Here is a 20,356-nt window from a genome sequence, read left to right as displayed (position 1 = left end):
ATATCGGACCCAATATCGGAGATGCATCATGTCTTATGGATTTCTGGATATCGCCATGACGCCCAGCGTCCGCGCGGCTCAGGCGGAGATGGGCGCGGACCGGCAATGGGCCCATTTCGAGGGCGATCGCGAGTTCGATCGCTTCACCGCGAACGAGGCCGCCTTCATTTCCGCGCGCGACAGTTTCTACATCGGTTCGGTATCGGAAGACGGATGGCCCTATGTCCAGCACCGCGGCGGCCCGGCGGGGTTCCTCAAGGTGGTGGATGACGGCACGCTGGCCTTCGCCGACTATCGCGGCAATCGCCAGTACATCAGCACGGGCAATTTCGCGGCCAACGACCGGGCCTGCCTGATCCTGATGGACTATCCCCGGCGCATGCGGCTCAAGATCTACGCCCATGTCGACAAGCTTTCGATGGACGCGGATCCGGCACTGGCCGAACGCGTTCTGGACGCCGGCTACAAAGCGCGCCCCGAACGGATCTTCCGTTTGCGGCTGAAGGCGTTCGACTGGAATTGCCCCCAGCACATCACCCCCCGCTTCACCGAACGGGAGATCGAACAGGCGGTTCGCCCGCTGCATGAGCGCGTGGCGGAACTAGAAGCGGAAAATGCCGCCTTGCGCGGTCAACTCCACGGGTGAAACGGAGAAACGCGGTTTCATCCGAGGGCGCTTGCACACGATCCTGCGGTCGATCATGAGGGCGCATGCACTGCCAGCAAGCGCCCTCTTCATGAGCCGTCGGCACAATGACCGCAGCCGCATGACGCTTCATGCCGTGGCTGCGCGCGCCGGCGTTTCCGCGATGACGGTATCGAACGTGATCAATCGCACCGGGCGCGCCAGCGCGGACACCCGCCAGCGGGTTCTCTCCGCCATCGAGGAACTGGGCTATGTTCCCAACCAGTCGGCCCGCCGGCTGATGGGCGCCGGGGTCGCCTGCGTGGGGCTGATCTGCGCCGATGTCGACAGTGTGTTCGTGGAAATGACGCTGGCGGCCGTGGCGGTCGTCGCGGCGGAGTGCGGGGTTCAGTTGCAGATCCGATCGGCCGAGAAGCTGTCGGCAGAGGCCACGATCGACCTCGCCCGCGATCTCGTGGCCAAGGGTGCGCAGGCCCTGCTTCTGCTTCCCCCTTACGCCGAAGTATTGGGAAGCGATCCCGATGCGGCCTCGCTCGGCGTGCCGATCGCGGCCATCGCCACCGCCCATGCCCTGCCCCATATCGCCACCATCCGGATCGACAATCGCTCTGCCGCCAAGGCCATGACCAAGCGCGTCATTGCCCATGGCCGGCGCCGGATCGCGGTTCTGAGCGGGCCGCTGGGCCATTCCGACAGTGTCGCCCGCGTGGAGGGCTATCGCGATGCCTTGCGCGAAAGCGGCCTGCCTATTGATCCGGCGCTGTGCATCGAATGCGATTTCACCTTCCAGTCCGGCCTGGCCGCGGCCGAGCACCTGCTGGACCTCGAGAACAGACCCGATGCAATCATCGCCGGCAACGACGACATGGCCGCGGCGGTGTTATGGATCGCCCATCGCAGCGGCCTTGCCCTGCCCGGCGATCTTTCGGTGACGGGCTTCGACGATACCGTGCTGGCCACGCGCGTCTGGCCGCCGCTGACCACCGTGCGCCAACCGGTTCGCGCGATGGCGGCAGCCGCGATGGAATTTCTGGCAGGCGCGGTGCGGCACCCGCAGCAGGCAACGGAGCCGCTGGACACGGTGCTTGCATTCGAAGTGGTAGAGCGTGGATCGGTGTAAAATTCGGCCTTGTGGTTTAACGATAAATCACCCAGTCGTGCCGCAGCGAAATTGGGAGTGGGTGAGTGGAGCAAGCTGCAAGGCTGGATGCGGTGGGCGCGCCGATCGAGCGGAACGGTGCGGATCAGGGCGCGACCAACGACAGAACGGCAAGCGGGAAGCAGCATTTCGAAGTTCTGGACGGCCTGCGCGGAACGGCTGCCATGCTGGTAGTGCTGTTCCACATCCAGGGCATCACCGTATCCTGGGAGGGGGCGCGGATCATCCTGCACCACGCGATCCTGGCGGTAGATTTCTTCTTCATGCTGTCCGGCTTCGTGATCGGCTATGCCTATGACGACCGTTGGGACCAGATGACCGCGAAACAGTTCATGACGCTGCGGCTGATCCGGCTGCATCCGCTGGTCATTCTGGGCACGCTGCTGGGTTTCATCAGCTATCTGATCGACCCGTTCGCCGGCACCGCGCAGAACGTCCCTCTTCGCGAGTTGCTGGTTGCGCTGTCGCTGGGGCTGCTGTTGCTGCCCTCACCGATGCTGCCCAATCGCTGGGGAGACACGCATCCGTTCAACGGGCCGTGCTGGAGCCTCCTGCAGGAATACATCGGCAATCTGGCCTATGCCTTCGCGCTGCGCCACATGCGCGCACGTACACTGGGGATAGTGGCAGTGCTGAGCGGCGCCCTGCTGGTGGTCTGCACCGCCATGCTGGACAGTATCGATCAGGGGTCGGCCTGGCCATCACTCTGGATGGCGCCGGTTCGCCTGTGCTTTCCCTTCGTGACCGGACTGTGGCTCTACCGCGTCCGCGATAGCCTGCCTGCGATCCGGCTGGGATGGGTGCCGCTGTCCGTGCTGCTGATTGGCATTGCCGCATTCCCGACGCTGAAGCCCATCGGCGGCATCCCGCTTAACGGCCTTTACGAAGCGTCTTGCGTCGTGCTGCTGTTCCCGCTGATCGTTCACGCGGGCAGTCATTCCAGCGCCGGCCCCGGAATGATGGGTCTGTGCAAAGCCAGCGGGCGCATATCCTACCCGATCTACATCACCCACTTCCCGTTTCTCTACATCTGGATGAACTACGTCGCCAACGAGAAACCCTCTCCGGCACGGATGGCGGCCATCGGCGTGGCCTTGGTGCCGTTCCTCATTCTGGTCGCCTGGGCAGCGTACAAGTTCTGGGATGAACCCATCCGCAGCCGTCTGCGCGCCACCTTTCTGAAGCGGGCCTAGCCCGCAGGCTCCTTCGAATCCTCTCCCCCACAAAACCGATCAGGGATACCCGATGACATCGAAACGCACATTCCGCCGCAAGGCGCTCACCGGCGCCGCGCTGGCGGCAACGCTGGCCGCGTCCGGCACGGCCATGGCGCAGAGCAAGGCCGCGTCCGGCACGCCGCTCAGCGATGACGTGGTCCGCGCCCGCGCCGATGCGCTGATTGCCCAGATGACGCCGGAGGAAAAGGCCGGCCAGATCACCCAGTACTTCAACTTCTCCGACTCTCCCGAAGAATCGAAGCGCGTGATCGACGAGATGGCGGCAAGCCGGGCGGGTTCGCTGCTGTTCGTGCACGATCCCGCCGAACTCGACCGGCTGCAGCACATCGCCGTCGAGAAGACCCGGCTCAAGATTCCGCTGCTGTTCGGCTATGACGTCATTCACGGCCTGCGCACGATCATGCCGGTACCGATCGCCGTCGCCGCCAGCTGGGATCCGGGCGTTGCGCAGCAGGCACAGACCGTCGCCGCGCGAGAGGCGCGCGCCGTGGGCATCCACTGGGCCTTCGCACCCAACCTGGACATCGCGCGCGATCCGCGCTGGGGCCGCCTGATCGAAGGCGCGGGCGAAGATCCCTACCTCGGCAGCGCCATGGCGGCAGCGCAAGTGCGCGGTTTCCAGGGCGCCTACATCGGTAGCCCCGGCCACATCATTTCCGGCCCCAAGCACTTCGCCGGTTACGGCGCCTCGATCGGCGGGCGCGATTACGACGAGGTGAACCTTTCGGACAGCGAACTCTGGAACGTCTACCTGAAGCCCTTCAAGGCCGCCGTCGATGCCGGTGCCGGCAACATCATGAGCGCCTACATGGGCGTGAACGGCGTGCCGGCGACGGGCAATCGCTGGCTGCTCACCGATGTTCTGCGCAAGGCCTGGGGCTTCAAGGGCTTCGTCGTCACCGACGCCGGCGCCGCGCATGACCTGCTGACCCACGGCTTCGCCGCCAGCAACGAGGATGCAGGCGTGCGTGCACTCACTGCCGGCGCGGACATGGAAATGGCGCCGCCGTTTGGCATTTCGGCGTTCAAGACCCTTCCGCAGTCGCTGGCGGCGGAGAAGATCTCCACCGCGCAACTCGATGATGCGGTGCGCCATGTCCTCGAAGCCAAGATCCGCATGGGGCTTTTCGAAAAGCCCTATGTCGACCTGAAGGAAGCCAAGCGCGTTCTGGCCGATCCCCGGCACCGCGAGGTTGCCCGCATGGCGGCCGAACGCACCGCCGTTCTGCTGCGCAACGAAAGCGGCACGCTGCCGCTCAGCCGCGGCGCGCTCAAGTCGATCGCGGTGATCGGCCCGCTGGCCGATTCTGCGCGCGATACGGTCGGGCCCTGGGTGTTCGATCAGGACGACAAGGAAACCGTCACCGTACTTGCCGGCATCAAGGCCGAAGCCGGCAGCGGCGTGAAGGTTTCCTATTCGCCGGGCGTGACGATGCCGGCGCGCGTCAACAAATCGATCTTCCAGTCCGACGCGCAATTCGCGGCAGGCAAGGCGCAGAACGTCGATGATACGCCTGAAATCCAGCGCGCGGTGGCGCTCGCCAAGGATGCCGACGTGGCCGTGCTGGTGCTGGGCGAAGGCCAGATCATGGTGGGCGAGAATGCCTCGCGCTCCTCGCTCGATCTGCCGGGGCGCCAGCAGGAACTGCTCGACGCGGTGATCGCCACGGGCAAGCCGGTCGTCGTCCTGCTGATGAGCGCGCGTCCGCTGGACCTCAAGGGCAGCAAGCCCGCCGCATTGATGGACATCTGGTATCCCGGCACGCAGGGCGGAACGGCGGTGGCCAACCTGCTGTTCGGCAGAGTCTCGCCAGGCGGCAAGCTGCCCTACAACTGGCCGCGCAACATCGGCCAGCTTCCCCTGCCTTATGCGCATCTGACCACGCATCAGCCCAAGACGGTGGAGGAGCGTTACTGGAACGAATCCAATACGCCGCTCTATCCCTTCGGCTACGGCCTCAGCTATTCCACCTTCGCGTTCTCCAACCTCAAGGTAGAGAAGGCCCGCGTGGCGCGGGGCGAAGCGGTGCCGGTCTCGGTCGATGTCCGCAACACCGGCACTCGCCGGGCGGACGAAGTGGCGCAGCTATACATCCACCAGCGTTACGGCACGGCCGCCCGCCCGGTACGGGAACTGAAGAGCTTCGAACGCGTGACGCTGGAGCCGGGCGAGACCCGGACCGTGCGCTTCACGCTGCGTCCGGAAGACCTGACCTACTGGGCGGCATCGACGCGCAGCTTCGTGCAGGATGCCAGCACGTTCGATATCTATGCCGGCGACAGTTCCACCGCTTCGCTTGCCAGCTCGTTCGAGGTGACCGACTGACGCTTGCGCTGCCGTTTTCCGGATGATGCGCCAGGCATCATCCGGATATACGCCCGGCGGCGCCTGCTCAGGCCTCTGCCGGGACCGCGCTCAGGACGCTTTCGATGTAATCGCGGATGGCCGCATCCTGCGCATTGGCGAAGAAGTAGTCCCTGAAGCGATCGCCCGCGATCGCCGCCTTCAGCAGGTCCTGATCCACGGACTTGAGCGCCGTAACCATGTCCTTGCAGGTCGCATCCTTGAGGCCCTTCAGAATACCGCGGTTCTTGGCCATGATCTGCGCGCGCTCTTTCGGATAGCCGAGCCCGCGCTCACCCTCGAACAGCTTGGCATAGACGTCCTGCAGGTTCAGTTCCGCAGCCCAGCCGAAACCCTTCGCATAGGGCATCGAAATCGCGTTGCCATCGTTGATCTGCGCGAACAGGAAGGCATCCGTGGGATCGATCACGAGCCCGCAGAACACGCCCGGCATGGCATTGCAGGCCAGCATCGAACCCATGCCCGTGCCGCAGCCCGTAACCACGAAATCGGCCGCGCCGGAGTTCAGCAGAATGCCGGTCAGCAGCCCGTTCATGACATACGTGAGCGAGGCCTTATCCTCGGGCGTGTACATGCCATAATGGAAGACCTGATGGCCCAGCGGCTCTGCCACGGCGGTCAGCGCGGAATGGATGGTCTCGCTCTTCGCGGCCTGGCTGTTCTCGATCACAAGTGCAATTTTCATCTGGCATTCCTCTCAAGCCCTGATCGCCAGCCTTTTGACACCGGTTACCACGATCCACAATAGGGACGCCGTCGCAATGGCGGCAAAAATCCATGAGTGGATCCATGGGGCGGCCGAAATGGCGCAAAACGTCCACGAAATGCGCGGCGGATGCGGAATCCGAATAGCGCCGAGCAGGTCGAGAACTACCGCATGCGCCAGCCCCGCCGGCAACACTAAAACACGTGATTTGCAATTTAAAAAGCATCTCGGCCATCTGCGCGCAATTGCACCGAAGCTTTGCGGCGCGGTGCTTTTTGATTGTTTATCGCAGGATTGCATTTGTGCCATAGGCCGCGCCGCAATGGTTTGCGAATCGCCATATCTGCACCTTTTGCGAAAGGTCCTGATCGCCTCTTGCCTGATGGTGTGCATGGGGCTGGTCGGGCTCGGCTGGTCGGCACCTGCCTCTGCAGAGGTTCTGCGGATCGGAAGCTCGCTTTGCCATTCGGTCAGCCGGACCGTGGCCGAGGACGGTGGCAAAGATCCCGCGTTCGTCTGCAACGGCGAGCCGGTGGGCTACCAGAAGGGCACGCTCTGGCTTCACGCGCAGTTGGCGCCGGGAACGGACGGGCACGACGATCTCTCCCTGATCGTCCACAGTTCGCGGTTCGATCGCCTGCTCGTCACATTCTCCTACGCCGACGGCGCGATGGAACGGCAGGAGGTGCGCAGCGGCGATTTCGGCACGCACTGGCGGGCTGGCGGGCAACTCGCGTTCCGGGCACCGCACCGCGACGCGGCGCTGACCGGCGTGACCATGCGGTTCGACCGCGTGGCAAGCGCACGCCTGCTACGGATGAGGCTGGTCGGGCGGGGCGAGGAAAGCACGCAGACCACGGGACTGGCCACCTCCATCGGTGCGGCGCTCGTGCTGCTGCTGGCGGGCGCAATCTACAATGCCTCGCTGGCGCTTGCCGTGCGCCGACAATTCTCGGCCTGGCAGGCGGCATGGGCCGCGTGCATGTTCGCATGGGGCGCATGCTGGTCGCAGCTCCATCTGTTCTTCTTTCCCGCCATGGCGGGCGCCGTTTCCGCGCAGATCTGCACCGGCCTTTCCTGCCTTGCCATCTCGCTCGCCACGCTGAGCGCCGTCACCGCGCTTGAGGAAGGCTACGTCAGCCGCTGGTTGAGGCGCGCCACGCTCTGGCTGACGGCCTGCGTCTTCGCGCTCGGCATTCCGCTTTCGATGATGCGCTACGGGCCGATCGACGTGCTCGGCAGCGCGCTGAACATCCTGGTTCTCGCCAATCTGGTGGCCGTGGCATTGTGCATGGGGCAGGCCTGGCGGCGCGGAAGCAGCGACGCGCGCAGCTTCGCGGGCGCGTGGGCGGTGCCGATGATCGTCCTGGCATCTACCAGTTTCTTCGATGCCGATTCCATGTTCTGGGGCGGTGGGTCGCAGGTCCTCGTGCTGTTCGCGGCAGCGTGGCAGACGCTGTGGCTTTCCGTTGCGTCTTCGCGCTCGCATGGCCGCCTGCGGGTGGAACGCGACATGGCGCGCCAGGCCGAGGCGCAGGCACATGAACTGGCACGCCGCGATGCCCTGACGGGGCTGCCCAATCGGCGCGGTTTCATCGAACGGGTCGGCGCTGTCCTTAATGCGCAGGGCAACGGTCAGGTCGTGGCCCTGCTGCTGATCGACGTGGACTGGTTCAAGTCGATCAACGACGCTTTCGGCCACGAAGCGGGCGATGTGGTGCTCGCGGCGATTGCCCGCTGCATTGCGCCTTACGAAAGCCCGTCCTGCACCGTGGCCCGGCTTGGCGGCGAAGAATTTGCAATGATGGTCGCCGGGCTGGAGGGCTTCGAACTGATGCGCTTTGCCGATTCCCTGCGTCAGCAGGTAAGCGGCTACGCGCACGGCGATGTCATAGACAACCGCCAGGTCACGATCAGCATCGGGATCGCGAAAACCGGAACGCGTGCCGATTTCCGCGCGCTCTATCGTCTGGCCGACGAAGCGCTTTACGAAGCCAAGCGCGGCGGACGCAATCAGATTGCGATCCGCCTGCTGGACGCACCCGAACCTTGCGCCGACGATCTTGACCAGGATGCGCTGGGGGACTGATCGGCGGAGAGCAAGGCAGGGGCTCACACCCCGGCCATGCGTCGAAACCGCTTGCCTGCGCACCTCGCGCGCAGGCAAGCGGCACCATCAGAAATGCCAGCGCAAGTTGCCCAGCACCCGGCGCGGCTGACCGTACCAGCCCGAGTTGAAGAACCCGACATTACGGTAATAGGTCTTGTCCAGCACATTGGTGGCGTTCACGCCCACGCTGACATTGGGCGAAAGGTCGTACCGCACCAGCAGGTCGAGCAGGAAATAGCTGCTCTGCGAGACATTGCCGGTCGCGGTGACCGGCTGCCCGTTCGCCTGGAAGGCGCCGGTGGGGATCGGCATGGCGCGATAGATGCGGCTTTGCCAGGTTCCGCCGCCGCCCAAAGTCAGCGCGCCGATCTTGTAGGTGGTGTTCAGCTTGCCCAGATGCTCCGGCGTGTCGGGCGAGAAGCGGCTGCCGTCCGCATTTTCGCTGTGCACGTAAGTATAGCCGCCGGCGACCCGCCAATCGCGCGTGATCGAACCGGCGATCTCCAGTTCCGCGCCCCAGGTCTTGACCCCGCTGACCGCCCGGTACGGCGTGCTGCCGTCCGGTAGCGGCGCCGCGCCGGTCAGCAGTTCGGCGACATTGTCCTGCTTCATGTGAAAACCGCTGAGCGCGGCATAGAGCTTCTTGTCGAAGAACTCCCCCTTGAAACCGAATTCGTAATTGGTGCCGGTCAGCGGCGCGAGTTGGTCGTTGTTGACGTCGCGCTGGCTCTGCACGGTGAAGACCTGCGCATAGCTGGCGAAGGCGGATATCTGCGATGTCAGATCCCACACCACGCCGGCGTAGGGCGAGAACTTGTTGCCTCCGCTGTTCGCCGTGCGCGTGAGCGCGCCGGGATTGGTCGTGGTGTTGTAGGTGCGCGTCGTCGTGTCGGCATCGGTATAGCGACCGCCGAGGATGACCTTCAGCCCATCGAAGGGGTTCAGGCGCACAGCACCGTAAATGCTGGTCTGCCGCGTGCGATCGGTGCTCGACGGGAAGCCGCGATCGGTGGTGGTGGGGCGCGGTACGGCGCCGTCCCAGCTGAAGATGCTGGGGAATGCCGTGTAGGTCGTGGTGCCGACCTTGAAGGTCGACAGACCGTAAGCGGGCGTCAGCGTGGTCGCCACGGTTTCCAGTTCGCGGTCGTAGTGGTTGACACCGAAGACCAGTTCATGGTCGCGGCCCAGCAGGCGCAGCGGGCCGGTGGCATAGCCATCGAACGAATCCTCACGCGTATGCGAGATGCCGTATGTGTTGACGACATTGAGGCCGAGGCCCGTCTCGCGATCCGGGAAGAACGTGCTGTTGGAACCGGCCACCAGCAGGCTTTCCGTATCGGTCCAGCGGTGATTGTAGGCGGCGCGGGCAACCCAGCGGCCGATTTCCTGCTCAAGAACCCCGAAGGCATTGGTATTCTCGCGCTCCCAGCGGTTCCAACGCGCGGCGGCGCTGTAGGAACGCGGCAGGTCGGTTCGCGTACCGTCGCTGAAGAACAGCGGGACGCCGCTCCAGGAACCGCCCTCGCTGTCCGTCTTGAGATAATCGACGCCGGCGCGCAGGCGGGTCGTTTCGGTAATGTCCGCCTCGACGACGCCGTAGAGACTGGGAGAGGTGTCGTGCTGGAAATCGAGGTAGCTGTCCCGGCTGGTATAGGCCGCGACGGCGCGGGCGCGGATCCTGCCGCCGGCAATCACCGGGCCGCCGACATCGGCCTCTGCACGGACATAGTCCCAGGAACCGTAGTTGAGGCTGACGTTCGCCTTCAGGTCATTGGTCGGCCGCTTGCGCACGAGGTTGATCGTGGCCGAAGGATCGCCCGTCCCGGTGACGAGACCCGCGGCGCCGCGCACGACTTCGATACGCTCGAAGATCGAGGTATCGGGCATGACGCTGTTGCCGCTGGCACCGACGTTGAAGTTCGATGGCACGCCGTCGAGCTGGAAATTCGTGATGGTGAAGCCCCGCGCCTGGAAGCGGGTGCGATTGCTGTCGTAGGATTGGACAGAGACGCCCGGCGTCTGTTCCAGCACGTCCTGCACGGTGATGAGGTTGAAATCCTCGATCCGTTGACGGGTAATGACAGTGACCGATTGCGGCGTTTCGCGCAGTGTCAACGGCAGCTTGGTGGCCGTATTGGTGTCGCCGGTCTGGTATCCGTCGCTCTGGCCGGTGACGAGGATTTCGTCGATGTGGCTTTCTGCCGTTTCCGCTTTTCCGGTTCGGTCGCCGGTCTGTGCATAAGCGCTGGACGCGGCAAGCGCGATCAGGGCGCTGCCGGGCGCGATGACGCGCCTCATCGTTGTGAACATCGGTCCTCCTGTTGGGAAATTGTGCTGTCGCCGCCCCGCCATGTCGCACCGGCGGGGATCAGCTGCGCCTTATTTATCTTGCGAGGCATTCGCAATAATGCGATGCCGGTTTGGCCCGATCGGCACTTCTTTGGCCCGATCGGGCAGCAAGTCCCCCATCCAGGCCCATTTCACGATTGCCATGAACCGCGCGAAATCCAGAGCCGACCACCTGCCTGCCGTGGCGATCAAAAGCGCCAGCCTTAAGCGTGACAGCGCCATCGTCGCGTTCCGGGGCCGCCAGAGCGACGGCTAATACGACCCACCGCACACGCACGATCGCGGCCAGTTTTCCTATCGTATCGAAGGATTTTCGATCGTGCAGGCGCCCGGACGGCGCATTTTCCTGCCGCCCGGACGCGGGGTGTGGATTCCCGCCGGCGTCGTTCACGAAGTGACTTGCCGCGGACCGGCAGCCTACAATGCCTTCTACGTCGACCGCATGGCCGCGCCGCAACTGCCGGACGTGCGCGTGATCGCCGTTTCGCCCTTGCTTCATGCTTTGGTGGAATGCCTGCTGGACGAAGATCCCCTGGCCGATGCCGAGCGTCATGCGCGTATGACCGGACTCATTCTCGATGAAATAGAGCGATCGGCCGATATCGGCGCCACCGCACCTGTGATGCCGCAGTCCGCCCGTCTGCGAACGCTGTGCGACCGCCTCTACATGGATCCAGCCAGCCCGCTGGACCTCGACGCCTGGGCTGCCGACGCGAGGATGAGCCGAAGAAGCTTTACGCGCTCCTTTCGCGAAGAAACCGGACTGTCGCCGGGCAAATGGCACCAGCAATTGCGGATGCATCATGTCGATGGTCTGCTGACGCAGGGATTGTCGCTGCAACAAGCCGCATTCCAGCTGGGTTACAGCGGCGTTTCCAGCCTTGGCCGCGCCTACAATCGCGCTTTCGGGGCGCACAGCCTGTCGTCCGATGCGCCCTTTCGGACCGGCAGTTAGAGCGGTTTCTAATCGGCAGCGTCGCGAATGATCGGGCATGTCATGCAATGGCCGCCGCCACGGCCCCGGCCCAGTTCGGCGCCGGAAATCGTGATGACCTCTATCCCGGCCTTGCGCAGCAGGGTGTTGGTATAGACGTTGCGGTCATAGGCAATCACCACGCCTGGCGAGAGGCAAACGAGGTTCGCACCGGAATCCCACTGCGTGCGCTCACGCATGTAGTGCGTGCCTCCGGTCTCCACCACGCGCATGTTATCGACTTTCAGCGCGCGGGCGACTGCCGCAACCCAGCCGCCTTCCTCCTGCCGCACATCGAATCCGCCATTCGCCCCAGGCCGGATCATGTAGGGCGTGATGGTGTTGACGATGTCGGGATAGATCAGCACGCAGTCCCGATCGGCGAACGTGAAGATCGTATCGAGATGCATGGCGGCGCGCAGCCGGGGCATCCCCGCTACCAGTATCTGATCGACGACATCCTGCTGGAACAGCGATCGCGCCAGCAAGGCGATGCCCTGGCGCGACGTGCGTTCGGACATGCCGATCAGCAGGGTGCGATTGCCCGCGGGCATGACATCGCCGCCCTCGATCGTGGCAAGGCCGTGATCCTCTTCCGGGTTGCCGTGCCAGATCTTGGTCTTGCCGGCGAAATCGGGGTGAAACTTGTAGATCGCCGTGGTCAGCAGCGTCTCGTCCTTGCGCGCGGGCCAATAGAGCGGGTTGACCGTGCAACCGCCGTAGATCCAGCAGGTGGTGTCGCGCGTGTAGAGCGTGTTGGGCAAAGGGGTGATGAGATATTGCCCGATTCCGTGAGTCTCGCGAATGAGTTCCATCAGCGCGCCGGAGTGGCTTTCCGGAAACTCCTCCACCGACAGGCCACCGATCAGGATTTCCGCCAGTTCGCGGTTGGGTAAGCCCTCCAGATAACTGCGCACATCGGTCAGCAGGCCCAGACCGACTTCGTTTTCGGTCACCCGGTGATCCAGAATCCACTTCCGCGCCTCAGGGATGCCGGCCGTCACGGTCAGCAGGTCGTGCATCTCGACGACATCGACGCCGCGGTCGCGCATCTTCTGCTGGAAATCGAGATGATCGCGCTTGGCCGCATCCACCCAGAGCACATCGTCGAACAGCAGGTCGTCGCAATTGGACGGCGTGAGCCGCTGGTGCGCGCGGCCCGGCGCGCAGACCATGACCTTGCGCAATTTGCCGACTTCGGAATAGACGCCATATGGGATGTCTGTGGACATGCGGCACTCCTTCTGAATAGCCCGATTTTTCAAATCACACGACGATGCGGCCACTGAGCAGCCCGGCCAGCCCCAGCAGGCCGGCGACCAGAACGACCAGGAAAATCACCAGCTCCACGGCATTGAACAGCCGCTCGCCCCGTTCGCGCCGGGCCCAGACGTAGAGAACTACCGTTCCAGGGATCAGCAGGATGGCCACGAGCATGACGTGCTCCAGTCCTGCCGCAACGAACATCACGAGGGAGTAGAGCACGGCTACCCAGGCAATGACCTGATCGCGTCTGGCCTCACCCGCCGCGGCTTCATAGCCTTCCCCGCGGCGGGCGATGAGCACGCCGTAACCGGCGACCAGCAGATAGGGTAGCAGGGCGCTGACGCTGGTCAGGTCCAGCATCAGATTGAAGGCGTCCTGCGACCAATATGTCGAAATGACGAAGAGCGAGACGAGAATGTTGGACAGCCAAAGCGCATTCGCCGGCACCCGATTGCGATTTTCTCCCGAAAAGAGCCGAGGCATGTCGTGCGACCTGGCGGCCGCGAACAGGACTTCGGCACAGATCAGCGACCAGGCGAGATAGGCCCCCAGCACCGAGACCAGCACCCCGATCGAGATGAACACGCTGCCCCACGGCCCCACGACAGCGGCGAGCGCGCTGGCGAGCGAAGGCTGGCGCAGCCCGGCGACATCTGCCTGCGGCATCACCGCATAGGGCAGCAGCGTCACCGCGACCATCAAACCGGTCACGCCCACGAAGCCCAGGATGGTTGCCGTGCCCACGTCGGCGCGTGTCTTTGCGAAGCGCGAATAGACGCTGGCGCCCTCTATCCCGAGAAAGACGAACACGGTGATCAGCATGGTGTCGCGCACTTGCGCCACCAATGTCTTCTCCGGCATCCCCTCCCCGCCCCAGAAGTTGGCCGCGAAAGTATCCCAGTGGAATGCCAGCAGCATAAGCAGCAAGGCCGTAACGATGGGAACGATCTTGGCGATGGTGACGACGAAGTTGATGAAGGTGGCTTGCTCGATCCCGCGCAGGATCATGAAGTGGAAAGCCCATATGCCGATCAGCGAGACGACGATCGCGACCGCCGAACTGCCGTCGCCGAAGATCGGGAAGAACTTGCCGAGCGTCGCGCCGATCAGCACCCAGTAGAATACATTGCCGAGAATGGAGCCCAGCCAGTAGCCGAAGGCGGACAGGAAACCCATGTAGTCCCCGAAGCCGGCCTTGGCATAGGCGAACACGCCCGCATCGATATCCGGCTTGCGCGCCGCCAGCGCCTGGAAGACGCGGGCCAGCGCGTACATGCCGGAACCGGCGATCAACCAAGCGATGATCGCCCCGAAAGGTCCCGTCGCAGTCCCAAACCGAGCCGGCAGATTGAAGATGCCCGCCCCGATCATCGAGCCGACGACCATCGACGTGAGCGAAAACAGCGAGATCTTGTTATCCTGGCTCGTCATCTAGGTCTCCCGGCATGATAACTTCGGTGGCAGGCGACTTGCGCGTTCACTTGATAATCGGGGGCCCGATCATCTGGACTCCGCGTTTCCCCTCATAAATCCGCGCGAAGCGTGATTGCGGGAAGCACCTTGAATGCGGATCGGTCCGCGCTTTTCAGATTGGAATCGACTTCCAGCCAGAGCACCCCGACCCCCAGCGCACGCAGCGGGTTGAAACGGCCCGGCGGCGGGGCGAGCAAATTCGCGATATCCATCCCCGCAAAGCCTTCGAAGCGCCAATCCCTGCGCTTGCCCGGCACGGCGCCATCGTCCTGCCGGTACCACCGGCGATCGATCGAGATTTCGCCGATCAGCCCGATGCCGTCATCCAGCACGGGGTAGTAGGCGTCGATGAAAAGCTCGGTCGCAAGGTAATCGTCTGCATTATCGCTGGAATTCAGCCACCGCGGGGCCAGTTCGACGCCGACCTGTCCGGCGCCGACTTGCGCGCCGTACCGTATCCCTGCCGTCAGGGTCTGGTCGGTGGCCAGCCCACTGCCGAAGAAATTGTCCATCACATGAGCCAGTTCGTAGCGCGCAAAGCCGGCAAAACCGGATGCGCTCTGATGCGTTCGCAGCTCAAGCGAAGCGGCAACGGCGGATTCCGTGATGTCTCCGTGCTCCAGAAGCATGGAAGGGCCGGCATCGAATTCCATTTCCAGCCGGTCGGACAAGGGCTGGGTGGTGACGAACGTCAGCGCCGTGCTTGTGGATGTGCTTGTGCGCGAATTCGAACCCAGCGGATTGTGCGAGGCGATTTCGGGAGCGAATTCCAACTCGATCGCCGACGCGCCAACGGCCGTTCCGTCGTAACCGGGAATATGCAGCCGATCGATCTCGTCCTGCGGCCCACGCATATCGGATTGGAACGTTTGGGATTCATCGCGTGCAGGGGCCGGTGGCTCCGCCAGAACGGGAGGTGAAACAGCCATTGACAGTAATCCGATCGCTCGGATTGCCCGATATTTCACTGAACCCTCCGCTTGAACCCGGAAGCTGAACAGGTTTGCCGCAGCCTCACCCAACACTTGCGGAACTTATTTTTCCTTTATTATTAGATATTTATAAAAACCATAGAAGGCCCTCACCCGCCACCCTCATCACTGTGATGGTCGCCGGAATGGACTGTCAGGGAATGGTGCGCCCGTTTTCCGGCGCGGCATATCGGGAAAAACCCGTGCGCCAAGGTAGTTACACTTGCGGGCTTTAGCTGTTCAAACGATTGCCGAAACGCCATAGATGCGGCCGTTCAGCATGCGAAGCAAAGTCGCCACGGGAATGGAACGATGATGGATGCTCTCCCCACGCGGCTCCGCTGCCGCCCCATGCTGGGATTGGCGGCGCTGAGCCTGCTGCTGGCATCGCCCCCGGCACACGCGGACGAGGTGGTGGAAACCTTGATCTCCGGGCTGGCCGCGCCGGATGCCGATGGCAGGATTTCCGTGGAACTGCGGTTTCTGAATCCCGGCACGTCACCCGCCACGGTTATTTTGCCGGAGCAAGTGGCGGCAAGGCTGGCAGGCTCGGGGAACCCGGAAACCGTACCGCTCGATCGTTCGGCGGAGATCCCGAGGTCGATCATCCTCGCCCCGCAAGGCTTCGCCCGGGTGCGTTACCGCCTGCCGCCCGGTTTCGCGCCGAAGGACATGACCCTGTCCATCCCGCAATGGCGCACCGCCGAGATCGCGCTGCACGGCCCTGCGGATGTCAGACTGGCCGAGGCGCCCGCCCAGCCCGGCCAGTCCGTTCGACCCGTCGCGGCGGTCGCCGCGTCCGCGCAGCCGATGCCTGCGGAACCGAACCAAGGTCCGCCGGCGGATCGCAGCGTGGGCAATGCCTTTGTCGGCAATCTTGCCCCCTACGAGCCGATCTACGCGGTCTACGGCCCCGGCACCAATACCGAGGCGCGGATACAGATCAGCTTCGAGTACCGTCTGTTCGGATCACGCAGCGCCCACGACCTGCCCTCATCCTGGCGTGACGGGCTGCATCTGGCCTACACGCAACGCATGTTCTGGGATCTGCGGGCCGCATCCAAGCCGTTCCGCAATATCGATTATCAGCCGGAACTCATCTACGTCACGCCCGCCAAGGCCTGGGACAACGGCATGACGGCCGCCCTACAGGGCGGATTGCGCCACGAATCGAACGGCCGCGACGGCGACGATTCCCGCAGCGTGAATTCGTTCTACATCGCGCCGATGGCCGCCATTCCCTTGCGCGGCGACTGGCGCGTGCTGGTGGCGCCAAGACTGTCCTTCTACATCGGCGACAAGTCGGACAATCCCGACATCGTCCGCTATCGGGGCCACGCCGGGCTTTTCCTGCAAGTCGGCGATCCGGACGGCATTCGCGCCTCCACCAACACCCGCTTCAATTTCTCTTCCGGCAAGGGCGCCATCAATACAGAGGTGTCCTACCCCCTGCCCCGTCTGCTGGGGGGCGGCCCCGACCTCTATCTGATCGTCCAGGGCTTCGCGGGCTATGGCGAGAATCTGCTCGACTACAATCGTTCCATCACGCGGCTGCGGGTCGGATTCGCGCTGATCCGCTGACCAGCGAGGCGAGAGGCGAAATTCGTCGCGCCTTTCCGCCCGGCCGCCATCGCGCCTTGGTCCGGCTTCTGGCAGGACGAGAAGCCGACTGGCACGCGCCGGTGAACCACGCATGCGAATACACCGCCGCCAGATCCCGCCACGGCCGGGCGAGCGGGCGGCGCTGAAAATCCCGTGAAATATCGCGCATATCAGACGGTTGGATCGGCTAGGCCTTCCATATGCAGCAAGCCCTGTGACAAACGTCGCAAGTGCGATGCATTTGCAACACTATGCGAAAATCTTGACCCGCCCCTTGCGGCTATCGCGAATCAGTCGCATTAGCGCCTCCGAATTAAGCCACTCTTCGGAAACAAGGGGGAAATAATGTCCATCTCACGTCTGCGCGGCTCATTGGCCAGCGCCTCGCCCGCCTATCTCGCGCTCAGCTGTTTTGGCCTTGCTGCTTCCCCCGCCCTCGCTCAGGAGCAGGACGCAGCAAGCACCGCGAAGCCTGCCCGTCTTGGCGGCGTGACCGTCACCGACACGGCGGTCGAGGATGACGGCATCAAGGTCGACCATGTCGCCTCGCCCAAGTTCACCCAGCCGCTGCAGGATACGCCGCAGACGATCCAGGTCATCAGCAAGGAGCTGTTCAACCAGCAGGGCGCGACCACGCTGACCGAAGCCCTGCGCAACAGCCCCGGCGTCGGCACCTTCTACGCAGGTGAGAACGGCAATACCTCGACCGGCGACGCCATCTACATGCGCGGCGTGGATAGCTCGGGCAGCATCTTCGTCGACGGCATTCGCGACATCGGCACGATCTCGCGCGATACCTTCAACACCGAACAGGTCGAAGTCGAAAAGGGCCCCGCGGGCACCGACAACGGCCGCACTTCGGCGGGCGGTTCGATCAACATGGTCTCCAAGCGCGCCAATATGGACACGGCGGTTTCCGGAACCGCCACGGTCGGCACCGACGGCCAGAAGCGCGGCACGGCGGACTTCAACCAGGCGATCGGCGGCATTCCCAACGCCGCCGTCCGCTTCAACGTGATGTGGCAGGACAGCGACGTTGCCGGCCGCGACCATGTCAACAACAGCCGCGTCGGCATTGCGTCCTCGTTCGGCTTCGGCCTGGGCACTTCGACCCGCGCCTACCTGAACCTGATGTATGTCGATCAGAACAACATTCCGGACGGCTTCGTGCCGACCATCGGCATCAAGTACTGGGAACCGCAGGCGGGCATCGAGCAGCTTGCCGGCCATCCGGTGGATTCCACCAACTTCTACGGCACGCGTCAGGATCATGACAATGTGACCGCGAAGATGGCCACCTTCATCCTTGAGCACGACTTCTCGGACTCGGTGAAGCTCACCAATAGCGCGCGCTGGGGCCGCACCGATCAGGATTACCAGCTCACCTCGTTCATGACGACGGCGGCCAACATTAAGTGGACCGACATCAACGATCTGTCGACCTACACGATGGCCCGCAGCAACGCGACGCTGAAGGATATCTCCAACAAGATCCTGACCGACCAGCTGAACCTGCGCGCCGATTTCGCGACCGGATCGATCGAGCACAACCTCAGCGTCGGCGTCGAATTCACCAGCGAGCAGCAGTACCAGCGCACGATGGCGGGCACCGGCACCCTGCCGCGCGCCAGCCTTTACGATCCCAACTGGAACGATGCGAACAGCTATGTCGCCTCGTACACGGGCGGGCACTCCAAGGGTAAGACCAATACCCAGTCGTTCTATGCGTTCGACACGGCGAAGTTCTTCGATGACATGCTGCTGGTGACCGGCGGTGTCCGCGTCGATCACTACAAGCTGACCTATTTCGTCAACGCGCCCTGCGCCACCGCGGCCGCTTGCGGCACGTCGCCGACCGGGACGATCCTCACCACGACCGACCTTAAGGACAAGGACACCCTCTTCAACTGGAAGCTGGGCGCCGTGTTCAAGCCGGTGCAGGCGGTCAGCCTCTACGTCAACTACGCGCTTTCGCAGCAGCCTCCGGGCGGCGCGAACTTCACGCTCAGCTCGGCACTCAACAACGCGGCCAATCCGAACATGGACCCGCAGAAGGCCGATACCTTCGAAGCCGGCGTGAAGTGGAGCGCATTCGACGGTGCCCTCGCGCTGAACGGCGCCGTGTTCCGCACCAAGATCAGCAACGAGATCAACAGCAGCGATCTCGACGATAACGGCAACCCGACGCAGACCGGCAAGAAGCGGGTCCAGGGCGTCGAACTCTCGGCGGTGGGCAACCTCACGCCCGAATGGCAGCTCTCGGCAGGTTACACCTATCAGGACGCCAAGGTCATCAATGGCCCGAACGTGGCGCAGGACGGCACCAACTTCATCACCTACACGCCGAAGAACGCGGCCACGCTGTGGACCACCTACAGCTTCCCGTTCGGTATCCAGGCCGGCGGCGGCGTCCGCTATGTCAGCGGCCTGCACCGCGGCACCGACGGTGCTGTCGGCACCCCGGTGAAGACCGACGGCTACACCGTGGTGGACGCGATCCTGTCCTACGCGCTGACGCAGAACATCAAGCTCCGCGCCAACGCCTACAACCTGTTCGACAAGCATTACGTGCAGGCGATCAACAAGAGCGGCTACCGCTATACCCCGGGCACACCGCAGACCTTCCTGTTCAGCGCCGACTTCCAGTTCTAAACAAAGTCGGCCACATCCGGACGGCGGGAGTTTCGACTCCCGCCGTCAGTTTTTTACCAGCGGACTTTCGCCATGCTTTTGCACATACCCCAGGTTCTCACTCCGGACGAAGTGGCCGAATTCCGGCGCAGGCTGGATGGGGGAGACTGGACGGACGGGCGGGAAACCGTCGGTGCACAGGGCGCCAAGGTCAAACGCAACGAACAGCTGCGGGACGATTCGCCGCTCAAGGCGGAACTGGGCGATGCCTTGCTGCGGGCGTTGAAGCGCAGTCCGCTGTTCTTTGCAGCCGCCCTACCGCGGCGGATATTGCCGCCGCGCTTCAACCGGTATGCAGGCGGCGGCGAATACGGATTTCATGTCGATGGCGCGGTGATGAGCCTGGGCGGCGACGATCAGCTTCGCTCCGACATCTCGTGCACGGTATTCCTCAACGACCCTGAAGACTATGATGGCGGCCAGCTCGTCATCAGCGATACCTACGGCGAACATGTCGTGGCCAAGCCCGCGGGCGATGCCGTGATCTATCCGTCCAGCAGCCTGCACCGGGTCGAGCCGGTGACTCGGGGGGAGCGTATCGCTTCCTTCTTCTGGATACAAAGCCTGGTCCGCGACGATGCGGAGCGGCGGATGCTGTTCGAACTCGATACCTCGATCCAGAAGCTGACGCTCGACAACGCCGATCAGGACGCCGTGCTCCAGCTCACCTGCGTCTACCACAACCTCCTGCGTCGCTGGTCGGAGATCTAGAGCATTTTCTAATCAGGTGGAATCACCTGATGACTCGGAAAATGCGACAAACCAAAAACTTAGAGCGGTCGATCCGATGCAATCGGATCGGAAACC

16 protein-coding genes are annotated in these 20,356 nt (G+C 63.6%); 9 read left to right on the top strand and 7 right to left on the bottom strand.

Annotation, left to right across the window (positions count from 1 at the left end; all coding sequences use genetic code 11):
- Window positions 1-28 precede the first annotated feature (28 nt).
- The 4 genes from ACZ1JV_RS04095 to bglX all read left to right on the top strand — a co-directional run bounded on the left by ACZ1JV_RS04095 (window position 29) and on the right by bglX (window position 5,369).
- Window positions 29-646, top strand: a complete 618-nt coding sequence (locus ACZ1JV_RS04095) for a pyridoxamine 5'-phosphate oxidase family protein (protein WP_465149708.1) — start codon at window positions 29-31, stop codon at window positions 644-646.
- Between the two features lie 91 nt (window positions 647-737).
- Window positions 738-1,766, top strand: a complete 1,029-nt coding sequence (locus ACZ1JV_RS04090; RefSeq protein WP_465149707.1) for a LacI family DNA-binding transcriptional regulator — start codon at window positions 738-740, stop codon at window positions 1,764-1,766.
- A 65-nt stretch (window positions 1,767-1,831) separates the two neighbouring features.
- Window positions 1,832-2,998 (top strand): acyltransferase family protein, encoded by a 1,167-nt coding sequence (locus tag ACZ1JV_RS04085; RefSeq protein WP_465149706.1) that lies wholly within the window; start codon window positions 1,832-1,834, stop codon window positions 2,996-2,998.
- Between the two features lie 52 nt (window positions 2,999-3,050).
- Window positions 3,051-5,369 (top strand): beta-glucosidase BglX, encoded by a 2,319-nt coding sequence (gene bglX, locus ACZ1JV_RS04080; RefSeq protein WP_465149705.1) that lies wholly within the window; start codon window positions 3,051-3,053, stop codon window positions 5,367-5,369.
- Between the two features lie 67 nt (window positions 5,370-5,436).
- On the opposite strand, the gene ACZ1JV_RS04075 is transcribed toward bglX, so the two are convergent.
- Both ACZ1JV_RS04075 and ACZ1JV_RS04070 read right to left on the bottom strand, forming a co-directional pair.
- The gene (locus ACZ1JV_RS04075; protein ID WP_465149704.1) at window positions 5,437-6,093 is read right to left on the bottom strand and encodes an RpiB/LacA/LacB family sugar-phosphate isomerase; all 657 of its coding nucleotides are present in this window, start codon (window positions 6,091-6,093) and stop codon (window positions 5,437-5,439) included.
- Window positions 6,094-6,105: 12 nt separating this feature from the next.
- Complete coding sequence (locus tag ACZ1JV_RS04070) at window positions 6,106-6,423, bottom strand: hypothetical protein (protein ID WP_465149703.1); 318 nt, start codon at window positions 6,421-6,423, stop codon at window positions 6,106-6,108.
- Window positions 6,424-6,505: 82 nt separating this feature from the next.
- Here ACZ1JV_RS04070 and ACZ1JV_RS04065 point away from each other — a divergent pair, with 82 nt between their 5' ends.
- Complete coding sequence (locus ACZ1JV_RS04065; protein WP_465149702.1) at window positions 6,506-8,203, top strand: GGDEF domain-containing protein; 1,698 nt, start codon at window positions 6,506-6,508, stop codon at window positions 8,201-8,203.
- 87 nt (window positions 8,204-8,290) lie between these two features.
- On the opposite strand, the gene ACZ1JV_RS04060 is transcribed toward ACZ1JV_RS04065, so the two are convergent.
- Together ACZ1JV_RS04060 and ACZ1JV_RS04055 are read right to left on the bottom strand one after the other, a co-directional pair.
- A complete protein-coding gene (locus ACZ1JV_RS04060) occupies window positions 8,291-10,534 on the bottom strand; it encodes a TonB-dependent siderophore receptor (protein WP_465149701.1) in 2,244 nt (747 codons plus the stop codon).
- Between the two features lie 69 nt (window positions 10,535-10,603).
- Complete coding sequence (locus tag ACZ1JV_RS04055; protein WP_465149700.1) at window positions 10,604-10,795, bottom strand: hypothetical protein; 192 nt, start codon at window positions 10,793-10,795, stop codon at window positions 10,604-10,606.
- Between the two features lie 97 nt (window positions 10,796-10,892).
- On the opposite strand from ACZ1JV_RS04055, the gene ACZ1JV_RS04050 reads away from it, so the two are divergent.
- On the top strand, window positions 10,893-11,528 hold the full coding sequence (locus ACZ1JV_RS04050) for a helix-turn-helix domain-containing protein (protein WP_465149699.1): 636 nt from the start codon (window positions 10,893-10,895) through the stop codon (window positions 11,526-11,528).
- An 8-nt stretch (window positions 11,529-11,536) separates the two neighbouring features.
- On the opposite strand, the gene ACZ1JV_RS04045 is transcribed toward ACZ1JV_RS04050, so the two are convergent.
- The 3 genes from ACZ1JV_RS04045 to ACZ1JV_RS04035 form a co-directional block, all read right to left on the bottom strand.
- On the bottom strand, window positions 11,537-12,778 hold the full coding sequence (locus ACZ1JV_RS04045) for an arginine deiminase (RefSeq protein WP_465149698.1): 1,242 nt from the start codon (window positions 12,776-12,778) through the stop codon (window positions 11,537-11,539).
- Window positions 12,779-12,812: 34 nt separating this feature from the next.
- Entirely contained in the window at window positions 12,813-14,243 is a 1,431-nt protein-coding gene (locus ACZ1JV_RS04040; RefSeq protein ID WP_465149697.1) for a basic amino acid/polyamine antiporter, read from the bottom strand.
- Window positions 14,244-14,335: 92 nt separating this feature from the next.
- On the bottom strand, window positions 14,336-15,307 hold the full coding sequence (locus ACZ1JV_RS04035; RefSeq protein WP_465149696.1) for a hypothetical protein: 972 nt from the start codon (window positions 15,305-15,307) through the stop codon (window positions 14,336-14,338).
- A 261-nt stretch (window positions 15,308-15,568) separates the two neighbouring features.
- On the opposite strand from ACZ1JV_RS04035, the gene ACZ1JV_RS04030 reads away from it, so the two are divergent.
- The 3 genes from ACZ1JV_RS04030 to ACZ1JV_RS04020 all read left to right on the top strand — a co-directional run bounded on the left by ACZ1JV_RS04030 (window position 15,569) and on the right by ACZ1JV_RS04020 (window position 20,260).
- Window positions 15,569-16,837 (top strand): phospholipase A, encoded by a 1,269-nt coding sequence (locus ACZ1JV_RS04030; RefSeq protein ID WP_465149695.1) that lies wholly within the window; start codon window positions 15,569-15,571, stop codon window positions 16,835-16,837.
- Window positions 16,838-17,203: 366 nt separating this feature from the next.
- On the top strand, window positions 17,204-19,510 hold the full coding sequence (locus ACZ1JV_RS04025) for a catecholate siderophore receptor Fiu (RefSeq protein WP_465149694.1): 2,307 nt from the start codon (window positions 17,204-17,206) through the stop codon (window positions 19,508-19,510).
- Window positions 19,511-19,582: 72 nt separating this feature from the next.
- The gene (locus tag ACZ1JV_RS04020) at window positions 19,583-20,260 is read left to right on the top strand and encodes a Fe2+-dependent dioxygenase (RefSeq protein ID WP_465149693.1); all 678 of its coding nucleotides are present in this window, start codon (window positions 19,583-19,585) and stop codon (window positions 20,258-20,260) included.
- Window positions 20,261-20,356 lie beyond the last annotated feature (96 nt).

The sequence above is a fragment of the Novosphingobium sp. BL-S-19 genome, assembly GCF_055521675.1.
The sequence above is the reverse complement of the archived record's forward strand: the minus strand, read 5'-3'. Positions and strand labels throughout refer to the sequence as shown.

Bases quoted from the DNA above. Each gene is read 5' to 3' on its own strand.
- ACZ1JV_RS04095 (WP_465149708.1), top strand. From the start codon at position 29: ATGTCTTATGGATTTCTGGATATCGCCATGACGCCCAGCGTCCGCGCG.
- ACZ1JV_RS04090 (WP_465149707.1), top strand. From the start codon at position 738: ATGAGCCGTCGGCACAATGACCGCAGCCGCATGACGCTTCATGCCGTG.
- bglX (WP_465149705.1), top strand. From the start codon at position 3,051: ATGACATCGAAACGCACATTCCGCCGCAAGGCGCTCACCGGCGCCGCG.
- ACZ1JV_RS04075 (WP_465149704.1), bottom strand. From the start codon at position 6,093: ATGAAAATTGCACTTGTGATCGAGAACAGCCAGGCCGCGAAGAGCGAG.
- ACZ1JV_RS04070 (WP_465149703.1), bottom strand. From the start codon at position 6,423: ATGGCACAAATGCAATCCTGCGATAAACAATCAAAAAGCACCGCGCCG.
- ACZ1JV_RS04065 (WP_465149702.1), top strand. From the start codon at position 6,506: ATGGGGCTGGTCGGGCTCGGCTGGTCGGCACCTGCCTCTGCAGAGGTT.
- ACZ1JV_RS04060 (WP_465149701.1), bottom strand. From the start codon at position 10,534: ATGTTCACAACGATGAGGCGCGTCATCGCGCCCGGCAGCGCCCTGATC.
- ACZ1JV_RS04055 (WP_465149700.1), bottom strand. From the start codon at position 10,795: ATGGCGCTGTCACGCTTAAGGCTGGCGCTTTTGATCGCCACGGCAGGC.
- ACZ1JV_RS04045 (WP_465149698.1), bottom strand. From the start codon at position 12,778: ATGTCCACAGACATCCCATATGGCGTCTATTCCGAAGTCGGCAAATTG.
- ACZ1JV_RS04040 (WP_465149697.1), bottom strand. From the start codon at position 14,243: ATGACGAGCCAGGATAACAAGATCTCGCTGTTTTCGCTCACGTCGATG.
- ACZ1JV_RS04030 (WP_465149695.1), top strand. From the start codon at position 15,569: ATGATGGATGCTCTCCCCACGCGGCTCCGCTGCCGCCCCATGCTGGGA.
- ACZ1JV_RS04025 (WP_465149694.1), top strand. From the start codon at position 17,204: ATGTCCATCTCACGTCTGCGCGGCTCATTGGCCAGCGCCTCGCCCGCC.
- ACZ1JV_RS04020 (WP_465149693.1), top strand. From the start codon at position 19,583: ATGCTTTTGCACATACCCCAGGTTCTCACTCCGGACGAAGTGGCCGAA.